The 24933-nt window shown below is 57.7% G+C and carries 20 protein-coding genes and 1 tRNA gene; 9 read left to right on the top strand and 12 right to left on the bottom strand.

Annotation, left to right across the window (positions count from 1 at the left end; all coding sequences use genetic code 11):
- Positions 1-59: 59 nt before the first annotated feature.
- The 3 genes from glmM to DXC52_RS07335 all read right to left on the bottom strand — a co-directional run bounded on the left by glmM (position 60) and on the right by DXC52_RS07335 (position 4959).
- A complete protein-coding gene (gene glmM, locus DXC52_RS07345) occupies positions 60-1391 on the bottom strand; it encodes a phosphoglucosamine mutase (RefSeq protein ID WP_117746741.1) in 1332 nt (443 codons plus the stop codon).
- Positions 1392-1474: 83 nt separating this feature from the next.
- Entirely contained in the window at positions 1475-3787 is a 2313-nt protein-coding gene (locus DXC52_RS07340; protein WP_117746740.1) for a DUF4012 domain-containing protein, read from the bottom strand.
- A gap of 149 nt (positions 3788-3936) precedes the next feature.
- Positions 3937-4959, bottom strand: a complete 1023-nt coding sequence (locus DXC52_RS07335) for a DMT family transporter (protein ID WP_199409491.1) — start codon at positions 4957-4959, stop codon at positions 3937-3939.
- A gap of 289 nt (positions 4960-5248) precedes the next feature.
- On the opposite strand from DXC52_RS07335, the gene DXC52_RS07330 reads away from it, so the two are divergent.
- Both DXC52_RS07330 and DXC52_RS07325 read left to right on the top strand, forming a co-directional pair.
- Positions 5249-5323 (top strand) — tRNA-Val (locus DXC52_RS07330).
- Positions 5324-5640: 317 nt separating this feature from the next.
- On the top strand, positions 5641-6327 hold the full coding sequence (locus DXC52_RS07325) for a DUF5710 domain-containing protein (RefSeq protein WP_117746739.1): 687 nt from the start codon (positions 5641-5643) through the stop codon (positions 6325-6327).
- 220 nt (positions 6328-6547) lie between these two features.
- Here the strand turns inward: DXC52_RS07325 and DXC52_RS07320 are convergent, their stop codons facing one another.
- The 6 genes from DXC52_RS07320 to DXC52_RS07295 all read right to left on the bottom strand — a co-directional run bounded on the left by DXC52_RS07320 (position 6548) and on the right by DXC52_RS07295 (position 12340).
- Entirely contained in the window at positions 6548-7366 is an 819-nt protein-coding gene (locus tag DXC52_RS07320; RefSeq protein ID WP_117746738.1) for a PTS system mannose/fructose/sorbose family transporter subunit IID, read from the bottom strand.
- On the bottom strand, positions 7356-8126 hold the full coding sequence (locus DXC52_RS07315) for a PTS sugar transporter subunit IIC (RefSeq protein WP_117746737.1): 771 nt from the start codon (positions 8124-8126) through the stop codon (positions 7356-7358). Before DXC52_RS07315 ends, DXC52_RS07320 begins: the two co-directional genes overlap by 11 nt.
- Positions 8127-8170: 44 nt before the next feature.
- The gene (locus DXC52_RS07310) at positions 8171-8641 is read right to left on the bottom strand and encodes a PTS sugar transporter subunit IIB (protein WP_117746736.1); all 471 of its coding nucleotides are present in this window, start codon (positions 8639-8641) and stop codon (positions 8171-8173) included.
- A gap of 43 nt (positions 8642-8684) precedes the next feature.
- Positions 8685-9653 (bottom strand): SIS domain-containing protein, encoded by a 969-nt coding sequence (locus DXC52_RS07305; RefSeq protein WP_117746735.1) that lies wholly within the window; start codon positions 9651-9653, stop codon positions 8685-8687.
- Between the two features lie 132 nt (positions 9654-9785).
- On the bottom strand, positions 9786-10505 hold the full coding sequence (locus DXC52_RS07300) for a GntR family transcriptional regulator (protein ID WP_117746734.1): 720 nt from the start codon (positions 10503-10505) through the stop codon (positions 9786-9788).
- Between the two features lie 329 nt (positions 10506-10834).
- Positions 10835-12340 (bottom strand): Sau3AI family type II restriction endonuclease, encoded by a 1506-nt coding sequence (locus DXC52_RS07295; protein ID WP_158554613.1) that lies wholly within the window; start codon positions 12338-12340, stop codon positions 10835-10837.
- Positions 12341-12482: 142 nt separating this feature from the next.
- Here DXC52_RS07295 and dcm point away from each other — a divergent pair, with 142 nt between their 5' ends.
- Both dcm and DXC52_RS07285 read left to right on the top strand, forming a co-directional pair.
- On the top strand, positions 12483-13745 hold the full coding sequence (gene dcm, locus DXC52_RS07290; protein ID WP_117746732.1) for a DNA (cytosine-5-)-methyltransferase: 1263 nt from the start codon (positions 12483-12485) through the stop codon (positions 13743-13745).
- Between the two features lie 126 nt (positions 13746-13871).
- A complete protein-coding gene (locus DXC52_RS07285) occupies positions 13872-14363 on the top strand; it encodes a hypothetical protein (protein ID WP_117746731.1) in 492 nt (163 codons plus the stop codon).
- Between the two features lie 100 nt (positions 14364-14463).
- Here DXC52_RS07285 and DXC52_RS07280 read toward each other — a convergent pair whose 3' ends face one another.
- Positions 14464-15930, bottom strand: coding sequence for an ATP-binding protein (locus DXC52_RS07280; RefSeq protein WP_117746730.1), 1467 nt, complete (start codon positions 15928-15930; stop codon positions 14464-14466).
- Between the two features lie 623 nt (positions 15931-16553).
- Here DXC52_RS07280 and DXC52_RS07275 point away from each other — a divergent pair.
- The 4 genes from DXC52_RS07275 (at position 16554) to DXC52_RS07260 (ending at position 21314) form a co-directional block, all read left to right on the top strand.
- Positions 16554-19589: an insulinase family protein gene (locus DXC52_RS07275; RefSeq protein ID WP_117746729.1), complete on the top strand. Its 3036-nt coding sequence runs from the start codon at positions 16554-16556 to the stop codon at positions 19587-19589.
- A gap of 396 nt (positions 19590-19985) precedes the next feature.
- Positions 19986-20249 carry a type II toxin-antitoxin system HicA family toxin gene (locus DXC52_RS10420; protein WP_117746728.1) on the top strand — a complete coding sequence of 88 codons (264 nt, stop codon included), beginning with the start codon at positions 19986-19988 and terminating at the stop codon, positions 20247-20249.
- A complete protein-coding gene (locus tag DXC52_RS07265) occupies positions 20242-20571 on the top strand; it encodes a type II toxin-antitoxin system HicB family antitoxin (RefSeq protein ID WP_117746727.1) in 330 nt (109 codons plus the stop codon). The genes DXC52_RS10420 and DXC52_RS07265 overlap by 8 nt, the downstream gene beginning before the upstream one ends.
- 146 nt (positions 20572-20717) lie before the next feature.
- Complete coding sequence (locus tag DXC52_RS07260) at positions 20718-21314, top strand: 5-formyltetrahydrofolate cyclo-ligase (RefSeq protein ID WP_117746726.1); 597 nt, start codon at positions 20718-20720, stop codon at positions 21312-21314.
- Between the two features lie 138 nt (positions 21315-21452).
- Here the strand turns inward: DXC52_RS07260 and DXC52_RS07255 are convergent, their stop codons facing one another.
- Positions 21453-22415 carry a hypothetical protein gene (locus tag DXC52_RS07255; protein WP_147330608.1) on the bottom strand — a complete coding sequence of 321 codons (963 nt, stop codon included), beginning with the start codon at positions 22413-22415 and terminating at the stop codon, positions 21453-21455.
- A gap of 443 nt (positions 22416-22858) precedes the next feature.
- The gene (metA, locus tag DXC52_RS07250; protein ID WP_117746724.1) at positions 22859-23785 is read right to left on the bottom strand and encodes a homoserine O-succinyltransferase; all 927 of its coding nucleotides are present in this window, start codon (positions 23783-23785) and stop codon (positions 22859-22861) included.
- Positions 23786-23995: 210 nt separating this feature from the next.
- Here metA and DXC52_RS07245 point away from each other — a divergent pair.
- Positions 23996-24933, top strand: a 938-nt coding sequence (locus tag DXC52_RS07245; protein ID WP_147330607.1) for an L-lactate dehydrogenase, incomplete at its 3' end; no start/stop codon positions are given.

Below are 24933 nucleotides of genomic sequence, written 5' to 3'. Positions count from 1 at the left end.
AACCAATCCGCAGCGTCCCCTTTCCACCTAGTCGTTTAAGAACGTCCCCAATGACTACCTTACAGAGCCTCGAGCGCGTTGGCGATGCGCTTCATGGCGGCGTCGGCGGCTGCTTGGTCGGGGGCTTCGGCCAAAACGCGAATCACCGACTCGGTTCCGCTCTTGCGCACCAGCACGCGGCCCTCGCCCGCCAGCGACGCCTCGGCCTCGGCGATGGCGTTCTGCACGCCCATATTCTCAAGCGCGGCGTCCTTGTCCGCCACGTGCACGGCCACCTGCGCCTGTGGCAGCAGCTTGCACGGAGCCGTGAGCTGCGAGAGCGTCTCGCGCTCGGCACGAATCACTTCCATCACGCGCAGCGAGGTCATAATGCCGTCGCCCGTGCGCTCGATATCGCCAAAGATCGTATGGCCCGTCTGCTCGCCGCCCAGGCTGTAGCCGCCCTCGCGCATCTTGGCATACACGTGACGGTCGCCCACGCCGCTGGTCACGGCACTCAGGCCGGCAAGCTCCAACGACTTGATCAGGCCAAAGTTGCTGGCGATCGTCGGCACCACGGTACCGCCCGAGAGACGCCCGTGCTTGTTCAGGTACACACCGCACACGTACAGGATCTGGTCGCCATCGACCACGCGGCCGCGCTCGTCCACGGCCAGGCAGCGGTCGGCATCGCCATCGTAGGCAAAGCCCACATCCAGGCCCTGCTCCACCACGTGGCGCTGCAGGCGCTCAATATGCGTAGAGCCGCAGTCGACATTGATGTTAAAGCCGTCGGGCGCGGCATTGATCACGCGCACATCGGCGCCCAGTGCGTCGAACACCGGCTTGGCCACCGAGGATGCCGAGCCGTTGGCGCAATCGATGCCGATCTTGACGCCCTGCAGCGAAAAGTTCGCGCTGGCGATGAGCGAAGCAATGTAGCGGTTGCGACCCTGCATGTAGTCCACCGTGGCGCCGATGTGGTTGCCCGTTGCCAGCGGCACCTCGCTCTTGCCATCGATGTAGTCCTCAATGAGCTCCAGCACGTCCTCGTCCATCTTAAAGCCGTCGCTGTTGACGAGCTTAATGCCGTTATCGCAAAACGGGTTGTGGCTCGCGCTGATCATGATGCCGCAATCGAAGCAGCCCTCCACGGTCTGATGCGCCACGCCCGGCGTCGGGATCACGTGCAGCATGTAGGCGTCCGCGCCGCTCGCGACCAGGCCGCTCACCAGCGCCGCCTCGAACATATAGCTCGAGCGACGCGTGTCCTTGCCCACGATCACGCGCGCCTTGGCCCCGCGGTTGGCGCCGTAATACCAGCCCACAAAGCGGCCGATCTTATAAGCGTGCTCTACCGTCAGCCCAACGTTGGCCTCACCGCGAAAGCCGTCGGTGCCAAAGTACTTCATGCGCTCTCCTTACAAAATAGGGGCGGACAGATTGCCTGTCCGCCCCAAAATGGTACTCGATTATCTGCACTACCAGAAAAACCCTACGCCGACGCGCTGTCGCGAGCCGCCTGGCATGTAGGAGTCTGACGCAGCGTAAGCGGCTTGTCCCCCGCCTCGGCCGACGTGGTCAGCGTATACGTGATCGTCGTCGTCTCGCCAGCATGCAGGTCAACGGTTCCTGAATAGCAGGGAACTCCGTGCCAAGTGGCAGCGAACAGTCCAAACTGAGTCCCCTCGACGGTTAGATCGGTAATGCTGCCGCCTGTCGGCGCAAACAGTGATACATACAAGCGCTCATCGTCACGCGAGGTCCCAGGCGCACTGGCCGCTACGTAGTCGGGCAGCTTACCTGCCTCCTCCTGCGTCATGATGTTCGTCAGGGTAACGGTGATGCGATACGAGCAAGCGCCGTCGCCGTTCTTCACGCCCTGACCAATCTGCGTATCGGCGTTCAGATACCAGTCGAGCTTGGAGAAGCTCAGGTTGTTAAAGTAGACACCAGCAACGGGATCTTCACTCGGGTCATCCGGATCGGGCAGTGAGGCGTCGATGTTCATCTCCTTGATAGCGTTCTGCTCGTCATCGTTTTTCATCCACGCGATCAGGCGGCCCTCTTCGGCACCGCGCTCAACGGCGCTGACAAGGTTCGCAACATCGACGTCGCCGATACCGCCAAGGATCTTGTCAAAGGCAGCGCTGGCGACGGATGCAAAGATGCCGTCCGACTCCTCGACCGGATAGTTCCAGTACACATCATGCATAAGCACCTTCGCCGCGTTAGTACCGTCAACGACTGTACCGTCGGGCAGTGAAACATTACCCACGAGGCCCAACAGATACTGCAGGAATACCGGATCGATACCAATGACGCCATCGACGTCCTGACCATATTCAGACTTCCACAGCGCGGCGACACGCTGCGAATTACGGGGCCAGTCGGGCGAATAGGTGTTGCCCGAGATGTATAGGTTGCTGTGGTCACCAAACAGCGTCTCATCTTCTTCGTCGACGCTCTCAACCGCCTCGTCTTTGCTGCGCGCAATGCAGGGAACAAACTCGCCAATCGACATCTGGCCGTCGGTGACCGAAATCAGACCCTGCGAACCGCCAAAGCCGCCGCAGGCACGAATCTCGACGTTGTTCATGGCGTACATAAGGTAGTTGCGCGTCTGGCCGTTGGCGCCGAGCATCTGGGGAAGGACGGGGGCGACCTTCTCCGCCGCGTCAACCGCACCGTTGAGGGTGGCAAAGCCGTCCTTGGCCTTATCGACCAGCTCGGTCACCTGGGAAATATGAGTATCGCCAATGCCCTGGACCTTCTCGTTGGCGCTCTTGAACACCTTCGAGCTGCTGGAAAGCGAATCGGCGACCGCCTGCAGCGCGGACACGTTAATCATGCCGTCCTGGAACAGCTTGCCGGGCGTGGCCTGCGAGAGGTTGTCGGCCATGGGAACCAGCGCGTTGCTCGAGACATCGGACAGGGCGTCGATCATGGTGCGGGCTGCGTTGATGTCACTGCCATACACCGGGATAAACGATGCCGCCGTCCACAGCGGGCTCGAGGTCTCCGCCTTCATGCTGTCGCAGAGCTCATCGATCTTCTTCGCGTCGTCAGGCAGCGTCGAAAAATCGCCCGACGTGACCTTGTCCTTAAGGCCACCGACGATCTCGACAGCCTCCTTCGCTTCGCTCTTTACGGTCTTTGCCGAGTTAAGCAGCATAAAGCCGCTTGCGCCAAGCGCAACGAGAAGCACCGCGACTACAACGGCAATAATGGCGCCGGTGTGACGCTTTTTGCGCTCGCCCTTGCGATGGCGATGACGGACCAGACCGTCAGAGGTCGAACTCGGCGAAGCATCGCCACCGTAGTTCAAGCCAAAATCGTAATAATCTTCCTTGGAACCCGAGCCCGCAAACTCGGCACCGTTATCATCCAGGCGGGCGAACGTGCCAGTCTCGGAGGCGCCGGTGTAAATCGTGCCAAGGTTACCCGTAAGCCCCGCGCCACCGGCAGAGGGAGTATTGTTGGCGGCCTTGTCGGCATTAACGTTGCCGGCGCCATTCGCGGCGTTGGCAGCACCTGCGTTGTTCGCAGGTACCGAAGGAGCCCCGCTCGGCTGCGACGCAGAGGTTGCACCGCCCGCAAAGACATTTCCTCTTGCACGGCCGGTCTTTTTTGCCTTTTGAGACTGCTCGTACAGAGCGGTAAACATCGCCGTCTCGCCCGGGGACACGCGCTTACCGGAACCGCCCTGTCCAGCGCCGCCCGGCGTGCCGGCCTTACCAGCCCCGTTCGGACGCGGCGGAACTGCAGGGCGGCCGCTATCGCTGCCCTTAAAGTGATTACCAGCCATAAAGAAATCCTCGCAATTGAGTCGCAATGAAAAAGTCCATAACGTTACTAGTTTATGGCATTTTGAGCATCGACAGCTAAACTCCAGACACGGACATCAATTGGCGAAAATGCGGCACAACACCTTTTCCGTCTTGGCAGCGGCGCTAGCTACACCGTGAGGAACATCATCACGATGATCATGACAAAGCCGATAAGGTCGGTCGGCAAAAACACCGTCCCCAGCATAACGGCGCTGGTGATGGTCGCCGAAACCGGCTCCACAGTTCCGATGAGGCTCGCGCGCACCGAGCCGATGTCCTTAACGCCCTGCATATAAAGCATGTAAGCAAAAAACGAGCCGATAACCACGAACACCGCGAGCGCCTCGATGCCGGCAGCGTCGAGCGCCGGCATATGCGCCCAGGGCTGCACGAAGACGCACGAGACCACGCCCGCCGTGAGCATTGCCGAGCCCGTGACGATGGGGCTGCCGTATTTGGGCAGGATCTTGGCGGGAATCACCGCCATACACGCGGCGCTGACCGCACACATAAGACCTGCTGCCAGGCCAAGCGGCGAGATATTCAGGCTGGTGGGGTCGCCGCCGGTGGCGATTAAAAAGGTTCCACCCAGAGCCAGGCCAATGCCGATGACTTCGCGAGTACGCGGCATACGGCGATCGGTCACGCAGGCGTAGCCCATGATGATAACGAGCTGCAGGCACTGGAGCACCGTCGCGGTTCCGGCGTTCGTCAGGCGCACGGCCGAAAGATAGCAAAACTGGTTGAACAGCAGGCCAAAGGCGGTAAAGAGCAGCAGCTGCTTGCGATCGGCGGGTGTGGTCCAGAGCTTAATCAGGCGCTCGCGGTCGCGCGTAACAACCACGGCCATAAAGAGTAGACCGGCGAGAATCTGACGCACGCTCATAAGCCACAAGGTGTCGACGTGGTAGATATCGAACAGAAAGCTCGCGCTGGTGCCCGAGAAGCCCCAAAACGAACCGCCCACCAGCGTAGCCAAGACGCCCGTGATCATCTTGCGCGACGACGCATCGTTAAGGCGGTCGCGCCAGGCGCGACGGGTGTTGCGGCTGAGCTCGTCGGTGCCCTCGGGCACATCAATGTTCGATATATCGGTCATCGGCACCGAAGCCCCTGCGCCTTCGACCTGCTCGACACACTCTTTGCTCATTCCACTCCCCCGAAACAGCCTAGAAACAATTCGGCTTACCTTACCACGGCGAAGTCACCAGCTGGAGGCTTGTCCGCTTATCGGTAGGACAATTCCGCAGGCGTCTTTCCATAGCTCAATACCGCAATGGCCTTGCATTATGCGACAGCCAAATCGCGGCAGCAGGCTCTTTTGAAATGGATATGACAAAGCCCCCGAATTCCACAATGTAAGCGATTTTTAAAAATGTTCTTGCCACCGAGTTCAGGCTCCGTTATATTATCCCTTGCGCGCTTGCGCACCCTTGATCGGGCGTTTAGCTCAGGGGGAGAGCGCTTCCCTGACACGGAAGAGGTCAGAAGTTCAAATCTTCTAACGCCCACCAAATGTTCGCAGCTCAGAGGCTATGTCCTCTGGGCTGTTTTGTTTTATGTCGCCAAATCCGCTGGCAGCTCCAACCGTCATCGCAACGTAACATCAATTCACCTGACGAATGGCTGCCAAACAAATTCAATACCCCAACAGCAACAATAGCCAGGCAGAAAACTGCGCCGCAAGCTGCTCCAACCGCTCAATAGCCACCGAGGCCGAGACCAACGCGTCTCGAACCCATCCGAGCCGCAGCTTCTCGGCAAAACGCCACAACGTCCACACCCTGCGGTATCCTTGAGCCACTTACACCTGCAGCACCAAGGAGCCACCATGCGCACCGAGCTCGATGTTCCCTTTTCGCACAAAGAAGAAGCCAAGGCGTTGGGCGCCAAATGGGACCGGACCAAGAAGATCTGGTATGTACCCAGCGGCGTCAACCCCGAGCCCTTTGCCGAGTGGCTGCCCGGTGTTGACCGATCCGACTCCTCAGCGCCGTATATATATCTTGTACTGGGCAAGCGCGAGTGCTGGAAGTGTCACAAAGAGACCTCGGTCGCGGCCTTCGGCATTCCCTATCGAGCCGATAACGACGAGAGCATCGCCATCGCGCACGCGCCCAACGAAGCCGGGCACATTGCCATCGACACGGCCAACGCCAACGCACTCGCCATCGTGCCCGCTCTTGGCTGCGTGCCGGGCGAGATCCGCGACTACCTTCATAAGCGCTGCGGCTACAAGCCCGTAGGCGCGCGAGCCTCCAAAGCCCCGTCGCTCGGCAACACGTGCACCAGTTGTGACGCGTTGCAAGGCAGCCGCTATCTGTTCGAAGAGCCCTCGTCCCCGTTTGCCCTCACTGCCATCAACAAGCTGCCGGCACTGGAGTTTGTGCGCGTCGAAGTTGCCGGCGTCTTTGGCGTCCCGGCCACGCGCACCGACTTTGACCAGGCGCTCTTTACCTGGGCACGCGACCATCACGCCGAGTTCCACAAGAGCCTGTTCGAGGGAATTTACCTGTAGGGCAAAGCTCGAAAATCGAGTATACGCAGGTAGCAAGGTATATCTAACGGGAAACCGAGAGGCCGACACTTAGCTGACCAACAATCGATAATCGATACTCCGACTGAATAAATACAGAAACAACCCCCCCCCGCATCGGAGTCAGTGCAGGGGGGGGGCAGTGCCTGAATCAAAACTCAGCCGGATGGCAATCAGCTCACGCTAAGCAAGGATATCAACTCTAGAGAATTCCAACCGCAGAGCATGCAATCGAAAAGACGACTATCGAGACAAGAACGACCGCAGTATTTGGCTTCTTTCCCATAACCCAATAAATCACAGCTGTTGCGATTACCGAAAGCAGGCATGGCATAATCTGATCCAGCACGCCTTGAATGGCAAGGGCCTCATCGCCCGAACCGAAAGCCAGCGGAGTTGTAACGCTCACCATTGAGGCAATCATTGCTCCCACCGCCATCATGCCGACGACGCCAGTCAGTCTCGTCAGACGTTTCATGATATTTGTCTCGGACAGCTTAACGAGTAGCTTGCTGCCCATCTCGTAACCTTTAATGGCGCAAATGTAGTGCACGGCTTGTGCAGGTATGTTAAACAGTAAGAAAAATAGGACAGCGCCGAGCGGGTTCCCCTGCATTGCGATGGAGCAGCCAATTCCGGCAGTAACCGTACGCCAAGTTGTTAGAAACAACGAATCGCCAATACCGGACAACGGGCCCATAAGCGAAGTCTTCACATTGCTGATAGCTTCTCCACCAATTTCTCCGCCGTTCGCCTTCACCTCCTCCATTGCTGTCACAATTCCACAAACCAGTGTCGCGAGATAGGGAGTGATGTTAAAGAACTCAAGATGGCGCTTCAATGCGTCTGCGCGATCTTCTTTCAACGGATACAGCTTCTTGATAATTGGGCCAAGCGTAAATGCATTCGCAAGGTACATTTGCCGCTCGTAATCCCAGGACCCCTCGAATGTCATTGAGCGTAGGAAAATTTTATTGAGATCGGACTTGGTGATTTTCGATCCACCTTCTTTAGAACTCATCGTCGTCTCCTTCCACAGAAGCCGTAACAGCGACAGCGGATTCGCGATCTTTAAATACCATCAACAGCACAATTCCGGCGGCGATGAGCGAAACACCCAAGATTGGCAAGCCCAGATACGCACTGAGAACGAATCCAAAGATCAAATAAGGCAACAATTTCCGGTCCATGATGGTCCTAAGCAGAATGACAAAGCCGAGGGCGGGCAAAATGCCTGCGGCAACCGTCAAGCCATGCTGGACAAATTCGGGAATAGCCGCAAGTACGCCTTCCATAACCGGAGCACCCAGCGCATAAGCTGCGGTCACATACAGCGCCTGGGGAATAATGAACCCGAAGAAGCTAGAGATAAGATGGGTCCTGCACACCCCGTCAACGTCTCCTCGTTCGGCATATCCATCGGCGGCGCGATTAATAAGAGGAATCAGAACGATGTAGCAAAAATTCCTGATTACCATTCCGAGCATTGAAATTGGGATTGCCAAAGCAACGCCGGCGCCAGCATCTGAATGGGAAATGATCGCAAACGCAGTGCCCAAAATGCCACCGGAAATCACGTCAGGAGGCGCAGCCGCTCCGATTCCCTGAGCGCCCATAAGGGCCAGCTCAATCGTGGCGCCGATAATACAGCCACTTGCCAAATCACCGAATGCGAGACCCACAATTGTTCCCGTTATCAGGGGTCTATCAAGCATTGATTTACCAAGAAACCAATTCGAGTAGCTAAAGCATGAAATAAGAAAGATCAACAGAATGTCCATTGCATCTCCTTTCCTTAGCACAAATATCTGTCTGCGCTAAAGGCCTACAGAGCCTCCGCCAGTCGCAATGCCTTATCTCCTGGCAAACTCCGAATTACGATATCGACTCCCGCCTCAACAAGCGCAACAAGACTCTTCTCTTCGTCCGGAGAAACGTAAACGCACCGACTAATTTGTCGGGTTCCCTCTCTCGGTATGACGTTTCCCAGATTAATTGCCTTAATATCTGGGCACCCTTGAGCGAGAAGGCAAGCATCTTTTACGGTTTTGACGACTATAAACAGACGGTATTTGTCCGTTATGCCACTTCTGATCGCCGCAATCGAATCATCAAGTCCTTTTATTACAAGCTTGCATCCAGAAGGCTTTGCCATTTTCAGTATTGCGCGTTGGGCATCATCTGCAGCAACCTCGTCATTTGCAACAAGAATGCAATCAGCCCCTAATGCAGACAGCCAAGATACGGCAACCTGTCCATGGATAAGTCTCTCATCCACCCTCGTTGCGACGATCATAATTGTCACCCATTCCTAAAAGCGAGTCGATAAAACCAGGCGTTTAATACTCGACATGCCACATATAACGGCGCGTCATCGGATCGTGTTTCCTGATATCCCCGAGTGCAGACAGGAGCCTACGCTGTGCCGCATCAAACACAAAGTGATTGAAGAACTCGCAGACGCTTGCCGGGAATTGATTGATATAGAGCTCCTTCGCATCCAGCACCGTGACGCGGTCGGCATATTCATCAAGGAACTTCTTTGCACGCTCATCGTTGGAACGATTTCGGCCATCACTCATAAACAGAACGAAGGGAGTAGTTCGGTCCACAATCTCAAACGGCCCATGGAAGAACTCGCCGGTATTGATGAGGGGCGCATGGACCCATTGCATCTCCATCAAGCTGCAAATGGAGAAACCATAGCCGACACCCAGGGCAGGGCCGCCAGCAAGCGGTACGATAATCTTATCGTCCTTGTGCGAACGGGCAAACTCTTGCGCGCGGGGCTCGATATAACGAACGGCCTCATTCACAACGTCCTGCAGCATATCAAACGCCGCGTTAGCGTCATTCAGATACTCATAGCCATCGAAAGCAGAGAGGATCTCAAAGGCGAGCTTGAGAATAGGAGCGGCGTTGCTCTCCATATATTTAGTCTCGGGATTAAAGATTGTGTTAAAGGGGACGTGGTAATCAGCAATCTTGCTCATATTGGCATTGGGATCATGGCAATAGGCAATCGTAATCGCCCCGGCATTCTTCGCGACCTCGGTCGCCACCATGGTCTCGGGGGTTCCCGAGAGCGAGCAGAATACGGCAATGGAGTTCTCATCCAGGGCCTTCGGGGTGGCGTGCACGAATTCGTTACTCGTAATCATCTGTGCGTCGATACCCTTGCCCTCGCGCTGAATCAAGTAGAAGGCCGGATACTGAGCAAGGAGAGACCCTCCGCAAGCCACGAAGTAAACGTTCTTGGGATGGAAATCCTTGGCGAGCAGGTCCTGGACGATTTTCTCTTCTTTCATCGCTACTCCTTTGTATTAATACATGTCCTACTACATGTATTAATTAGAGAATAATCCACGCTGCAGCGTAGTCAAGAAAAAACTGTCGTTTTCCCGCGAACGGCAGTTTAGAGTCGTAAGCGGCAAGCGCTTCTATGCGTAAAACTGATAAAGACCCGGATCGTCGGCAATGGCATGCTGATCGGCAACATGCAGCGGATGCCCTTCCGAATCTTTAACGAAGGACCTATTGAATAGCAGAGCCGAACCAAGGTCGACCTTGAGGAGCTCAGCGTCTCGATCGTCCGCATAGACAATTCCTATACGACGAGTAAGTTCCCCCGGCATCACGCCATGGCGCTGCAAAAGTTCGTATAAAGACCCTTCGAGATCGTGTTCGGCCAAGAACGCGAAGGAAGCTCGAAAGTAATTGGTTTCGGACAGTACCGGCCTACCATCAGAAAACCTAACGCGACAGAGCTTAAAAGCAGGCGAATTGTCTAGGCCCAGAAATGAAACCACTTCCTTTGGACAATCCGCTTCGAGAGAGGCGGACACAATCCGTGCAGACGGCTCCTTTCCCTGCAATCGGCAAAGATCGGAAAAGCTGACAGAAGAACGTGCATGTCCGTCAGAAGCAGCAGACGTACTCTCGTTATCTGCAACGAATGTGCCTCGCCCATGCTCTTTTACCATCAGGCCTTCATTTACAAGATTCGCCAATGCGTGTCGCAGCGTCACGCGGCTGACGCCAAACTGCTTGCACAAAATCTGTTCTCCCGGGACTTGCTCACCAGGCCCCCAGGCACCCGATTCAATATTCGCCTTTAAACGGTCTTCAACCTGAAGATATAGCGGCTTTTCATCCATCATTACCTCCTGACAGTCTGATACTTGTAATATTACATGTATTGACTTTCCGTCAGCTGCATATGCGTCACCATTTTCAAATTAGTTGGAGAAAACCCTTTATAGAAATGAGGAAGTGCGAAGCATAACGCGCCGAGCACGATGTCTACGCGTTCCCCATTGGAGCGCTGCGGGCGTAGGGCGGTGCATCTCAGCTCATTTGATTATCTTGACTGGCAATTTAGTCATCAAAGCTACGGCTCCGCCTCGTCATAGGTAATGGCGAGGCGGAGCCGCGATCAGAAATAGCGACGTTACGAACAGAACGCCGTTGAGAATCCCATGCGAAAACGCTACAGCCCCAGAATATGCTCCAGGTAGCCCTTGTTGAACCAGAACGATTGCTTCGTCATCCAACGCCCGTCGGGCAGTTCGTAAGCATTCCTTGCGATGTCACCGATCTCTGTTCCATCGGCAAACTTGTAAGCCGCTTTTGACGTATGCGGACGAACGTGAACAATTGGGTTGTCCGCCATACCGGGCAGATTGTTAGTCACTTTGAGCTTTCCGCTCGCATCCCGATACGGATTGAGCTCAACGCCCTCACGTATTACCTTTCGCGTCTCATCCCAACAAGCTTTCGCAGGGCCTTCGATTTCGTTTTCTCCCATCGCCCAGAACAAACAACGGTCGAGACGCAGCACGCCATCGTGGTCCTCGCGAAACACAACGAAGAAGAAGCGATTAGTCTCAAGGCATGCATGATAAGGCGACGTTTCCCAGTCTTCCTCAATTAAACGCTTGAACTCAAACGGTGGGAACGACATAGCTTGTTCGATGTGCCCCCTGTTGTTAACTCGAACGGTTCGGACGGAAATGCCTGCCTTGACGAATTCCTCGGCAGCATTGTTTTTGATTCCGAGCATACGATAGACGAGCGTTGTCCATTGCGCCTTATTGCCCGTGTACTCCAACCCGTATTGCTCCGCAATCTGACGATCAGTTTCGCCATAGTGTTGCTCGATAAGTCCAGTTACGTAACTTTCGAAATCGATAGACTTGCCATCGTCCTGAACAATGCTCTCCCCGACTCGCGGAGCACCGAGGACATAAGTATGGAGCACATAGTCCATATACGAGCGCTTAAGGGAAAAGGCGCGACGCTTTGCGCGATGACGCTCAATCTCACCCGTATCGGTATTGAAGTATTCATAATACTGGTCCGCCCACATCGTGGCCTCAGTTGCGCCCTTCGTGCAAGCACCCAGATAAGTCGTCATGCCTTCTGAAAGCTCGTCCGCACGGCCATCCTGAATATAGGAAATAATCTTCTCGTAGTCGGCGCGAATGATTTTCATGTCTTTTTCGGGAAGACGCACCATGACAGCGCGCTCGATACGCTGGTCATATTTGTCGATAGAACGATCTCGGCCGTAATAAATCAACAGAATATTGCTGAGCTTAGTCTTGAGGTGAGAATTGTCATAGTCGAGCGAAACAGGACGGTCGTAAGGGATCATGGTCAGGACAAGACGCTCACCCGCAGACTTACGGCCATTCTTGAGCACATCGAAACACGTTGCCTTGAGCTCAACGCCCGCCTCGGGAAAATCGGGACGGTCGTCGCTATTGGCCTTGTAGCCAAAGTAGCGCTCCTCGATAAGAGTACCCATACCGCCTTTGTACTTTTTGGAGCCAAAGTCCTTGGGCGCACTCTCCCCTTCCGGGGCAATACCGAGCTCGAGAATATCGCGGAACGTCATGCCGTCGAGATTGGCAGCGTAGCGCTCAATGCTTGAAGGGTCAGAAAAATCAGTATCGTCAAGCATGCGCTTGAAATCGAGGCGCTTCTTGGACACGGGATACCTCCGAAACTCGCAACTAACCCCATAGTAGTTCAGAGCAACTACTAACGCCCAGAAAATTGAGGTCTTGATCTTGTCCCCTCGATCGGCTATTGTTGTGAGCACCATAAACGGACACAGCAGCGATTGGAGAAACGTGTCTGAGATTAATATTGCCGAGCTTTTTGCGGGCGTCGGTGGATTTCGTTTAGGTCTCGAAGGCTATGCCGACCCTCGACATCCCGAGTTTTATATGAAACCAGCCGGCCCCTTCCGCACCATTTGGGCAAATCAGTGGGAACCGCCCGGAACCAAAGCGCGTCAGTTCGCGGCCCGTTGCTACATGGATCGCTTCGGCGATGATTCCGTTGTCAACGAAGACATTAATAGGGTCTTGGAACAAGCCGAAGCGGGCGAAATCGAAATCCCCAATGTCCAAATGGTCGTTGGCGGTTTCCCCTGTCAAGACTACTCTGTCGCGCGTCCGCTCAATCAGGCACACGGCATCGAAGGAAAGAAGGGTGTCCTCTGGTGGGACATCTATCACTTCCTCGAAATGAAGAAGCCCAAGTTCGGTCTCTTTGAGAACGTCGACCGCCTGCTCAAGTCGCCCGCGTCTCAACGCGGTCGCGACTTCGCCATCATCCTAAGCTGTCTTGCCGACCTCGACTACACGGTCGAATGGCGCGTGGTCAACTCTGCCGAATACGGTTTCCCCCAGCGTCGCAAGCGTGTTTATATCTTCTGCGAAAAGGACGCTGGCAAGGTTGATCTCGTTGATCGCATGCACAACGGCGTCATGGCTAAAGCCTTCCCCGCCATCTATCCCGACGAGATGTCCGAGCTCGACGTTTTACCCGACCCCTACGAGAACTCAACTCGTTTTGGCGTCGGCCAAAAGACCTCTCAATTCAAGAATGCTGGCGTCATGCAGGGCTGTCATGTTCTGACCTGCGACTTTGCCGAAGACTATCACGGTAAGCGCCACGTGCTTGGCGACGTGCTTGTCGACGAAGCTGATGTCCCGGAGCAGTTCTACATCTCCGACGAAAAGCTTCCCGACTGGCGCTACCTTAAGGGCAGCAAGCGCGAAGAGCGCACTAACAAAAAGACAGGCTTTACGTACACGTATTCCGAGGGAGCCATGAGCTTCCCGGATGCCACCGACAAGCCGAGCCGCACCATCCTCACAGGAGAAGGCGGCACAGGAGCGAGCCGCTTCAAGCACGTCATCGAATGTCCCGATGGCCGTTTCCGCCGTCTTGTTCCCGACGAGCTCGATCAGCTTCAGGGATTCCCGAAAGGCTGGACCGATACGGGCATGACCGACGGCCATCGAGCCTTCTGCATGGGCAACGCACTCGTCACCGGCGTGCCCCATCGCATTGGCGAAGCTATGGTCGAAGTGTACGGCCTCTAAGGCAAGCAATCCGGAGCCGACAGTTCACGCTGTCGACTCCGTTTTTTTCATCCCACTTCCCTGTATACTGATGTAGCACGTGTTTCATCCGGGCTTGTTGGGCCGGGTCGTTCATGGGAGGTTCTTGTGGCTGTTTCGAATCCGCCTAAGGGAAGCGTTTCTTCTTCGTCCATCAAGCCGGTTACGCGCAAGGCCGTGCGTTGCCAGCGCGAGGTCGCTTGGCTTGTCACGCAGGCGGCGGGCAGACTCGTGGCGAGCACGGAGGACGTCAATGCTCCCACACCGAGCTTTGTGCTGGCAGCGGCGCTGAATCGAGTACGCCAGCTGGAACTCGTCGCACAAGAAGACGGCAGCCATCTTGGCTACCAGGACGCTATGGCGCCCGACCTGTTGACCTTTTGTCGCATGACCAAATTGCCCGCCGCGCCCAATGCGCTTTCGGACGCAGGCTACATGTTTACGCTCTCGGGCGCGGACCTTATCCGCGACATCTATGCATACTGCAGCGAGCTCGCCGAGCGCCACGTCTTTGACGCGGCAGAAGTCAAACCGGGAAATGTCATCAAGCTGGTTCTTAGGCTGTTCCTGATAGACGGGTTCGGGGCCATGCCGGCGTAAGCCGAGTCTTTAGCATCACCGTCGACTGGGCAACAACCGCTTTACCTTAATGGACGCCAATCGAGGGTCGATTATTGGGTCGCCTCGTCCACTAACGCATCTATCCCACGCGCTCCGACAGTCGATACTTGCGGTTGCGGCTCGTCGCCGGCGCCGTGGGCTCAAGCTCGCCTTGAGCAATGAGCGCGTTGACGCGCGACCTAACCTGGGAAATTGTGAGCCCTGTGTGCTCTGCCAGCTCGCGCGTCCCCAGCTCGCCGTAGTGTTTGAGTGCCGTCACAATTAAGCCCCCGCCATGATCGACCGGCTCGATCTTTGAACGGTAAAGTACGACCTTGAACCGATCGAATCCCGGGCAGAACAGGGGCCCGGCCAGACCATGCGCGCGCATGGCATCGATCATCATCGGGATGCCCGAGCCATTGCCCTCAGCCGGCGAACCTGCGCCATCCGGCAGCGGGACAATCGACATGAGCTTCACAAGCGTCGCGTTACGGCATCGGGAGCTGCCGTCAAACAAGTTCTCGCGAGTCTTTCCCCCGTAAAGGCCGCCAGGATTTGTCACCTCGACACGATCATCAAAGACGTCGACGGCAATCGATTGTCCACAGAACCGATCCCCGTATTCTCGATGGATTACGGCGTTGGCGATTGCCTCGCGCAGAACCTCCTCGGGAATCTCAAGCGAGTCGACACGCGAGACGCCTTGGACGGTCGAGGTTCGCCGCAAATTCTTGGCGACGGCTGCGACGGCATCCGAGATCATCTCGCCCAACGTTCCCTCACAGATTGTGCGGTCCATGAACCTCAGCGACCCCGCCATGCCCTTCTGAGTTCCCGCATGGACAGCCACGTCAATGAAGAGCTCGGGATAGAACTGCTGAGGGTAGGTGCCCACAACTAGGAGTCCAGCCTTGGTGACATTGCCCTGGGAATCAAGGATATTTAGGCGCTCCAGCTTCGTTTGTTTGTCCGGCGCGCCGCGCATTGCCCGGGGCGTCAACGAGAAAGCCCGATCTATCGTACGGTCGACCAGCGTCTCGTCGAGATTGTCCGCGCCCGCACCCGCCACCGCGTCCCGATCGCTCGGAGTCGCTCGACCGTATGACGCCAATGCGAGCACCTCGGTCGATGAAAGCGGCACATCTTTGTCATCGATGCGCTTGTAGCTGCCGCCCTGGGCGCCCCGCTCTATGACATAGCAGGGCTTGCTCGACGGATCGAGCTCCTCAATCGTAATGACGAGAACGATGACGTCCTGAAGCTCCACTCGCTCGATCGTGTATTTAGGCGGATTGGCCAGCTTTCCTCGACCGCCCGCATCACCCATGCCTGACACAAATTGGTTGAGCACTTTCTCGGTCTCGAAGTTCTCAACCGGGACAAAACCTGCGCGCTCACTCACTCCGAGCACGATGATTCCGCCGGCAGTGTTCGCGAATGCGCTCACCGTTTCCCACACATCGCGGGAAAGCGTCGTGGCGCTCTCCTTCACTTCGACGTTAAGATCATCCGAGCCCATACGCCTTAAAGACTCGAGCAGACCGGTCAGCTCGTTTTCGTTCATCTGCACGTCCTTTCGCTCGGTCCTGCGGAGAATGCCGCGGATAGATTTCCCTCGTCTCTCAGTTATCTCTCGAAATTATCTCTCATCTATCTCTCTATCTCTCGGCTTAGAGATAGAGAGATAGATGAGAGATGGAATGTCTACCATTTGCTTCATTTATACATATTTTTGCTGGTAGAACAATTGGTATTGAGACAATACCATGATTGCCTGTCTCTTTGCTGCTCAGTTATCTCTCATATTTTTCTCTCATCTTCCTGTCATCTCTCATATTAGAGACGAATGAGGGACGAGAGATACGCGAGTGATGGACGAGCGAGGATTTTCGGACGGTCGGATATCGAGAGTGGATATTTGGACGGTTTTTGGGGCTTTTGCGGCAAATTCCGTCCAAATATCCACTCTCGTTCGATAGGTATCCGGAAATCCTCGCTCGTCCGTCCGAATATCCACTCTCGTTTGGCGAGTGTCCAATTTTCCACGCTCGTGCGGCGGGCACGCGAGCCCTTCGCCCAATCCGCTGGCATCGTCTCCAGTTCGCCGCAGGGTCGCGGCCCCATATGGGTATACTCTCGAGGATTCGACTCGATTCGCCCCCGCTGGGGCGTCAAAGGAGACTGCATATGCCCACCACCTCAACCGACCCGCGCGCCGCAGCCGCTGCACTGCTGGTGCCCGGCACTACCTGCCACGGCTTTGCCGTCGAGCGCCGCGAGACCGTGCCCGAGCTCGACTCGGACGCTTACGTGCTGCGACACACTGCCTCGGGCGCTCGTCTGCTGTACCTGGCGTGCGACGACGAAAACAAGGCCTTTGCCATTGGCTTTAAGACGCCGCCGGCCGATTCCACCGGCGTGTTCCATATTCTTGAGCACTCGGTGCTGTGCGGATCGGCCAAGTTTCCCGTCAAGGAGCCGTTTGTCGACCTGATCAAGAGCTCCATGCAGACGTTCCTCAACGCCATGACCTACCCCGACAAGACCATCTACCCCGTTGCCACCACCAACGAGCAGGATCTGTACAACCTGATGGACGTGTACCTGGACGCGGTGTTCAACCCGGCCATCTATACCAAGCCCACCATTTTTGAGCAGGAGGGCTGGCACTACGAACTGGACCTGCCGGAGGGCGACGGCGACAGCAGCGCCGCGAGCCTGCACGAGGGCACGCTGCGTTATAACGGCGTGGTGTTCAACGAGATGAAGGGCGCGCTGTCCGATCCCATGAGCGTGCTGGACGATGCCGTCAACGCCGCGCTCTATCCCGACACCGCCTATGCGCACGAGAGCGGCGGCGACCCGCGCGCGATTCCCGCGCTCACCTACGAGCAGTTCCTGGACACGCACGCGCGACACTACAATCCCTCCAACTCCTACATCACGCTCTACGGCGACCTGGACGTGGACCGCGCACTGGCCTTTTTGGACGAGCGCTATCTGTCGCAGCCGAGTGCCGCGAGCCGCCGCATGGACGCTGCCGTTGCCGCCGGCGAGGACCCGTCCACGCTGGCGCCCAATCCGTTGGACGCGCAGGCGCCCGTGACCTGCGAGTACAAGCGCATCGAGATGGCCACCACACCCGAGAACGCCCTGGTGGGCCTGGGCCTTGTGCTGGGCAGCGCGCTCGACCGCAAGCGCACGATCGCGGCGGATATCCTGTTCGAGGCGCTGCTGGGCTCCAACGAAGCGCCGGTTAAGAAGGCCATTCTGGCCGCCGGCCTGGGCGGCAACGTGGTGAGCTACACCGCGGCCGAGAGCCTGCAGCCCTACGAGCTCATCATGCTGCAAAACGCACAGCCCGGTGTGGCGCGCGAGCTGCGTCGCGTGTTCCAGGACGCCTGCCGCGACCTGTGCGAGCACGGAGTTCCGCGCGAGCGTCTGGAAGCCATCATCAGCAGCAACGAGTACGACCTGCGCCAGCGTGACTATGGCATCGCCGACGGCGTGGCCATTGCGTGCGACGCGCTGAGCACCTGGCTCTACGATGACGACGCCGCGACGCTGGCGCTCAAGTACGGCCCGGTGTACGAGGAGCTGCGTAGCGAGCTGGACGGCAGCTATTTTGAGGACCTGCTGCGCGAGCTGGTGCTGGAAAACGACCACATGGCACTGGTCGAGCTGGTGCCGGTGGACGCCGCCGAGGGTTCGGAGGGTGCCGAGGCCGCCGAGCTGGCAGCCAAGCGCGATGCCATGACCGATGCCGAGCTGACCGACGTGGTCGAGCGCACGGCCGCGCTGCGTGCCGCGCAGGAGGCGGAAGACACACCCGAGGCCAAGGCCACGCTGCCGCGCCTGCGCGTGTCCGACATTGGCGAGGCGCGCCCCGAGCCGCCGCTGGTCGTGGACACGACCGCGCCCATCCCCTGCCTGCGCCACGGCATCCCCACCAACCGCCTGGCCTACGCCATGCAGTATTTCGACCTGAGCTGCGTCGCGTTTGAGGACCTGCCCTATGTGACACTGCTCTGCCGCCTGCTTAAGCAGCTGCCCACGCGCGAGCACTCGGCCGAGGAACTCGATAACTTGCTCGCCGGCAAGCTCGGCTTTTTGAGCTTTACGACCGAAGTCATGACGCAGCCCGAAGTAGACGGCGTGCGCCCCTACCTGCTGGTGAGCGCCGGCGCCCTGTCCGAGAAGATCGATGCACTGGCGAGTCTGCCGCGCGAGGTATGGTCGAGCACGCTTTTGCTCGATGCCGACGCCGACCGCGTGCGCGACGTTCTCACGCAGATTCGCATTGGGCTTGAGCAGGGCTTTATCAACAACGGTCACTCGGCGGCGCTCGGTCGCGCGATGAGCTACAGCTCGCCTTCGGCCGTGGTGCGCGAGCAGCTTTCGGGCGTGGACTTCTATCTGTTCCTGCGCGATCTGCTCGACCACTTTGACGAGCGCGTGGACGGGCTGCGTACCAAGCTTGCCGAGCTGGCGGAGCGCATCTTTGTGGCCGATGGCTGCATGGCGAGCTTTACCGGCAGCAACGAGGACTTTGACGCATACTGGGATGCCGCGGGCGACCTGGGGCTGGGTGCGGGCGATGGTGCCGATGCCGGCCGCGACGCTCTCGTGGTGCCGACGCCGCGCGACCGCCACGAGGCTTTCGTCATCCCCAGCGATATCTGCTTTGCGGCAAGCGCGTCCGACCCGCGTCGCCTGGGCATCGACGTGACGGGCGCCTGGGCGGTTGCCGCCAACGCGCTCTCCTACGACTACCTGTGGAACGAGATCCGCGTGAAGGGCGGCGCGTACGGCTGCGGATTCCGCGCTGCCGGCGAGCGCCAGGCGGCGTTCTACACCTACCGCGACCCGGCGGTCGATCCTTCGATTGAGCGCGTGGAACGCGCGGGCGCATGGCTCGGCAGCTTTGAGCCCGACGAGGCCGCCTTCGAGGGCTTTATCGTGAGCTGCGTGAGCGGCATGGATGCGCCGGTGAAGCCCTATGCGCTCACCAAGCGCCGCAACACGACCTACCTGGCCGGGCTCGATCCGCACGCGCGCGAGGAGCGTCGCGCCCAGATGCTCGCGGCAACGCCCGGTGAGCTGCGCTCGCTCGGCGCCGACGTGACGCGCATCGCAGCCGCGTCGCCCACCTGTGTCTTTGGCGGCCGCGACGTCATCGCCAAGAGCAACGCTGGCTTTAACGTCGTCGACCTGCTGGGCTAACCACAACAAAGGTAGATTTTTGGGACATGCCTGAAAATCTACCTTTTTCTTTTGCCGCTGCTTGGGTGGGGCAGCTCACCCCGTCCCACCAGTTTGTCTAAATCTGTAACATCTAGGCAGCAATATCGGCTCCAGATGTTACAGATCGAGACGTTTCCGAATGGCGCCGCCCCTTTGTCTCAATCTGTAACAGCTAGGCCCATTTTTGCCGAGTTACTGTTACAGATCGAGACAAACCGCCGCAGACACCCGCCCCACCAGCAAAACCCCCACGAAGGGGCAGGTGCCTTTGCGTTGGTTCAAACACTTGTTCTATACGTACACATGTTCTATAGTAGGGGTGCTTGCATCGGACTTAAATTGCAACTAAGATATAGTTGCAGAATGTGAGGTGGGATGACTCGGACCGATAAACTCATCGCCCAACTGCTTAGCTGCCCTTCGACGTATCGGTATACCGATTTTTTAAAAGTCATGGCTTCATATGGCTTTGAAATGGACAACAAAGGCAAGACATCCGGATCGCGCATTCGCTTCTACAGGCCATCAGATGGCAGGATGTTCGTAATGCACGCGCCACATCCATCTGACGAATTGACGGCGGGGACCATTCGAAACATCGTTCGATTTCTGCAAGATGTCGGAGGTAGTCATGAGTAACGTTTTGGCATACAAGGGTTATTTCGCCCCAGTCGAGTTCGATGCCGAACAGCATGTGCTAACAGGTATGGTCACCGGCATTAGGGACGCAATCGTATTTGAAGGCTCCACAACTGAAGAAGTGGAGCAATGCTTCCACGACGCCGTCGACGATTACCTTGAGTTTTGCGCCGAGAAAGGCAAGAAACCCGAGCGGGCTTTTAAGGGCTCGTTCAACGTAAGAACGGGCTCTGAGCTCCACAAGCAAGCGGCGCTGGCAGCGGCAAAGAAGGGTGAGTCACTCAATAAGTTTGTGACTAAAGCAATCGCTGCGGCGTTATAGCATTAACGCATAGGCCCAAACAACCACAAAGGGCGCAGTTCACAGGCATATTTGCGGTGGCTTTACTGCCCATATCGCGTTTGCCCAGATAAAACCTGCCAAAATAAACCTATCCCTTTTTGGCAGGTTTGCTAGAGGAGACTGGGATGGACAAGGCTGAGTTGCGACGGGCGATGATTGCTCGGCGCGATGCTCTTGATTTGGATGTGCGGGCGGCAAAGTCCGCCGCTATCTGTGCGCGACTTGTCGAGCTGTTGGATCGCTTGGGTGCCGCGGCGCCGCACACCGTTGCCGTCTACGCCGCGATGGGTTCCGAAGTCGACCCAGCCGCGTTTGCTGTAGCTGCCGCCAAACGCGGCTGGCGCGTGGCCTATCCATGCATGCTCTCGGCAACAGACGCCATGGCTTGTGGCCAGCGCATGTGCATGCGGGCAGTTGCCGCCGGCGATGCGTCCTCGGCTCCGTTTATCGCCCACCCCACGCGGACCTTCGCGGCCGTGGACATCGACAGCGACCGCTTCCCTATCGTGCCTGCCGAAGCTCTCGACATGGTCGTCGTGCCGCTCGTAGCCTTCGACCGCGCCGGCGCGCGCCTGGGCTACGGCGGCGGCTGCTATGATCGCTACCTGCCCACGCTCTCGCCCGCATGTCAAATCATCGGCATCGCCTTTGACGAGCAGCGTGTCGACCACATTCCCACCGACGCCCACGACCTGCCGCTGCCCCACATCATCAGCGCCTGATCGCCGCTGTATCGCACCCGCAAGATGAGCGTGGAAAATCTCCCACTTTGAGCCCCCTTACGAGCCAAAAGTGGGAGATTATCCACGCTCGTGTGTCCGGATTTCCACGCTCGTGCGGCTCAACGTCCTGCAACCGCCTCAACACGCACGCGGCACGCCGGCAACTTTGAGTTTGCGATCGAGCTTTGACGGGTCCCTCAAATCATCCCAGCACAAGCGCACGATCTTGCAGTTATCAAGCAGCGAAAGCCTCGACTCGCGCTGGCGCTCATCAAACTGCGCCTTTGCGAGCTTGCCTTCCTCCGCCGCCTTCTCGCTTTTAACGAATCCGTCAAATTCCCCGATGATCAGCCGATCTCCCACGCGCCACAAGTAGTCGACGCGATACGGCCGTCCCGGCTCAACCGGGTCGAACAGCTCAATTTGCAGCTCCGGCGTCTGCCAGCCGCGCTCAATCATCAGGGCGCGCGCCTTGGACTCGCCACCGCTTTCCGACAGGCCGTCGGCACACCGTGCAACACTTCGCGCCGTCACAACACCGCGTCGATTCAGGCCAAGCTTGTCGACCGTCTCAACGAGATGTTCCTTCGACAACAGCTGCTCATGGAGCGCCGAGTCCGCAATGATCAAGCCCTCGACAAACGATGCATCGACCAGGCAATCCGTAATCGTTTGATCGATATCGGTCACGGCAATGTCCATCTGGGTGGCCCGTGTTTGACGAACATAACGATGGCGAACGACCTGAGAGCCCAGCGTCGTTGATTGTGCCGGTGCCACGGCGATATGGATGTGCGTCAAATTGGCATGCGAAACCGAAAGACCATAGATAACAGCCGCCGTATAGGAGCAAAATGTCCAGTCGGGGTGCTTTTGCGCAAGGGCCCGCACTCGATGCAGATAACGCTGCCGAAACTTGAGCTCGGACCAGTATTCCGGACGCGCATACAGCACCGGCATGACCGCCTCTAGACTTCCCGCCGCCACCCGCCGCTCAATCTGCTTTGCCTCCGCCGCCGTTCGCGCGTACACGCAGCTCATCTGCTGTTCGCATGCCTTAATGTGACCTGCAAGTCTTTGATTCGCCGTCATGTTTCCCATGTCGCCTCCCAGATCTTGGAACGGCGCAAACGTACCAGACGGTTTCATGCGAAGTCTGACCAAATGCTATCCAGGCACCGACCAAATGCTTGACGGTTTTGGACGTTTTGGGTTGATGGCTTATATCTGCAGGTAGGGCGGTTGTCGAGAGGTCCCTGTCTCCACATTTAGATGCCTTGGTCCATTGGATTATCAGAAAGAAAAACCCGTCAAGATACGAGACTACGCCGAATGCGACTTGGCCTCTTCACGCACCGTCTCTTAGCCGAGCCATCGGCATCTACATACCTAAAAAATGAGCGTGGATAATCTCCCACTTTGAGCCCGTTCCTCGGCCAAAAATGGGAGATTATCCGCGCTCGATTTGTAAATGTCCGAAAATCCACGCTCGTCCGTCCGATAATCCACGCTCGTCACGCCGCGAGCACAGCCACGGCCACAGCCTAGTGCTCCTCGCCGGCGCGGGCCAGGTCGTAGGGCGTGGTCTGGTAGACGTAGTAGTTGAGCCAGTTGGTGTAGAACAGCTGAGCTTGGCTGCGCCAGACGTTGCGCGGATCGGCGGAGGGGTCGTCGCCCGGGAAGTAATGCGCCGGCACCTGAGGGTTGAGGCCGCGCTTCACGTCGCGCTCGTACTCCAGGCGCAGCGTGTCGGTATCGTACTCGGGGTGACCAAAGACAAAGAAGCGACGGCTGTCGGTCGACTTGACGATGTACAGGCCCACCTCGTCGGACACGGCCACGACCTCAAGCTGCGGCTCGGCCTCCACGTCCTCGCGGCGCACGTCGGTGTTGCGCGAATGTACGGCATAGAAGCGGTCGTCAAAGCCGCGGACCAGCGGGCTTTGCGGCTTCACCAGATAATGCTCGAACACGCCGCTCGCCTTTGCCGGCAGGTCGTACTTCTGGATGCCGTAATGATGGTACAGGCCGGCCTGCGCGCCCCAACAAATGTGCAGCGTAGAGTGCACGTGCGTGGTGGACCAATCCATGATCTGGCAGAGCTCGGGCCAGTAGTCGACCTCCTCGAACGGCATTTGCTCCACCGGCGCGCCCGTGATGATCAGGCCGTCGTAGTGGATGTCGCGGATGTCGTCGAACGTGCGGTAGAACGTCTCCAGGTGGCCGGCGCTCACGTGCGTGGCCTCGTGCGTTTTCGTGCGCAGCAGGTCCACCTCCACCTGCAGCGGCGTGTTGGAGAGCTTGCGCATGATCTGCGTCTCGGTAGCGATTTTGGTGGGCATGAGGTTGAGGATGAGCACGCGCAGCGGACGGATGTCCTGGTGCAGCGCGCGGTACTCGGTCATGACAAAGATGTTCTCGCTCTCGAGCTGCGCGGCGGCAGGGAGGGCGTCGGGGATGCGAATGGGCATGAATGCTCCTTACGAGTCAGTTGCAGTTATGGTACAACGACCGGCCCCATCCGCGCGAGTACATCGCCCGGCGATGCCGTCAGCGGCCCAAATCACTCCAAAAGTAGAGATTAAGGCATGCCCAAAAATCTATGGCGCTTTAGCCTAGCAAAGTGGCAGCAGGACGCTACAATGGTTCGACGCGAAAAACTCGGCCGAAAGGATACATATATGTACCAGACGCGTAAGATCGGTGTGGTCGGCCAGGGCCACGTAGGAGCACATGTTGCCAACAGTCTGCTCATGCAGGGCATTGCCGATGAGCTGTACCTGTGCGATATCAACCAGGCCAAGGTGACGTCCGAGGTCCAGGACCTGCGCGACTCCCTTTCGTTTGTCCCGTACAACACCAAGATCGTCAACTGCTACGACCACTACGAGGAGCTTGCCTGCTGCGACGTCATCGTCAACGCCGCCGGCAAGGTCGCGCTGGCCGCCGGCAACCGCGACGGCGAGCTGTTCTTTACCACCGACGCCGCCCGCTCCTTTGCCAAGCGCATCGTCGACGCCGGCTTTGACGGCATCTTCGTGAGCATCTCCAACCCCTGCGACGTCGTGTGCACCGAGCTGTGGCACCTGACCGGCTACGATCCCAAGAAGATCATCGGCTCGGGCTGCGGCCTGGACTCCGCCCGCCTGCGCACCGAGATCTCCAAGAAGGTCGGCGTGAGCCCCAAGTCCATCGACGCCTATATGATCGGCGAGCACGGCTTTAGCCAGCTTGCAGCCTTTAAGGCCGCGACCATCGCCGGCAAGAGCCTTAACGAGCTTCAGGCCGAGAACCCCGACAAGTACGCCTTCGACCACATGGAGGTCGAGGAGCTTGCACGCAAGGGCGGCTATGTGACCTACCAGGGCAAGCAGTGCACCGAGTACGCCGTCGCCAACTCCGCCGCGCGCGTCTGCGCCGCTGTGCTTCACAACGAGCACGCCGTGCTTTCCGCCTCCACGCTTATGACCGGCCAGTATGGCGAGGAGGGCATCTTTACTTCCCTGCCGTGTGTGATCGGTGCCGAGGGCGTCGAGGAGGTCTACACGCTCGACCTTTCCGAGTATGAGCTCGAGGGCTTCCACAAGAGCTGCCAGCACATTCGCGACAACATCGCCCA

Source organism: Collinsella sp. TF05-9AC (assembly GCF_003438495.1).
Lineage (GTDB): Bacteria > Actinomycetota > Coriobacteriia > Coriobacteriales > Coriobacteriaceae > Collinsella.
The sequence above is the reverse complement of the archived record's forward strand: the minus strand, read 5'-3'. Positions and strand labels throughout refer to the sequence as shown.

Bases quoted from the DNA above. Each gene is read 5' to 3' on its own strand.
- DXC52_RS07280 (WP_117746730.1), bottom strand. From the start codon at position 15,930: ATGAACGAAAACGAGCTGACCGGTCTGCTCGAGTCTTTAAGGCGTATG.
- DXC52_RS07260 (WP_117746726.1), top strand. From the start codon at position 20,718: ATGGACAAGGCTGAGTTGCGACGGGCGATGATTGCTCGGCGCGATGCT.
- DXC52_RS07335 (WP_199409491.1), bottom strand. From the start codon at position 4,959: ATGAGCAAAGAGTGTGTCGAGCAGGTCGAAGGCGCAGGGGCTTCGGTG.
- DXC52_RS07325 (WP_117746739.1), top strand. From the start codon at position 5,641: ATGCGCACCGAGCTCGATGTTCCCTTTTCGCACAAAGAAGAAGCCAAG.
- DXC52_RS07340 (WP_117746740.1), bottom strand. From the start codon at position 3,787: ATGGCTGGTAATCACTTTAAGGGCAGCGATAGCGGCCGCCCTGCAGTT.
- DXC52_RS07315 (WP_117746737.1), bottom strand. From the start codon at position 8,126: ATGGACATTCTGTTGATCTTTCTTATTTCATGCTTTAGCTACTCGAAT.
- DXC52_RS10420 (WP_117746728.1), top strand. From the start codon at position 19,986: ATGACTCGGACCGATAAACTCATCGCCCAACTGCTTAGCTGCCCTTCG.
- glmM (WP_117746741.1), bottom strand. From the start codon at position 1,391: ATGAAGTACTTTGGCACCGACGGCTTTCGCGGTGAGGCCAACGTTGGG.
- DXC52_RS07305 (WP_117746735.1), bottom strand. From the start codon at position 9,653: ATGAAAGAAGAGAAAATCGTCCAGGACCTGCTCGCCAAGGATTTCCAT.
- DXC52_RS07275 (WP_117746729.1), top strand. From the start codon at position 16,554: ATGCCCACCACCTCAACCGACCCGCGCGCCGCAGCCGCTGCACTGCTG.
- DXC52_RS07320 (WP_117746738.1), bottom strand. From the start codon at position 7,366: ATGAGTTCTAAAGAAGGTGGATCGAAAATCACCAAGTCCGATCTCAAT.
- DXC52_RS07300 (WP_117746734.1), bottom strand. From the start codon at position 10,505: ATGATGGATGAAAAGCCGCTATATCTTCAGGTTGAAGACCGTTTAAAG.
- DXC52_RS07265 (WP_117746727.1), top strand. From the start codon at position 20,242: ATGAGTAACGTTTTGGCATACAAGGGTTATTTCGCCCCAGTCGAGTTC.
- metA (WP_117746724.1), bottom strand. From the start codon at position 23,785: ATGCCCATTCGCATCCCCGACGCCCTCCCTGCCGCCGCGCAGCTCGAG.
- DXC52_RS07255 (WP_147330608.1), bottom strand. From the start codon at position 22,415: ATGGGAAACATGACGGCGAATCAAAGACTTGCAGGTCACATTAAGGCA.
- DXC52_RS07310 (WP_117746736.1), bottom strand. From the start codon at position 8,641: ATGATCGTCGCAACGAGGGTGGATGAGAGACTTATCCATGGACAGGTT.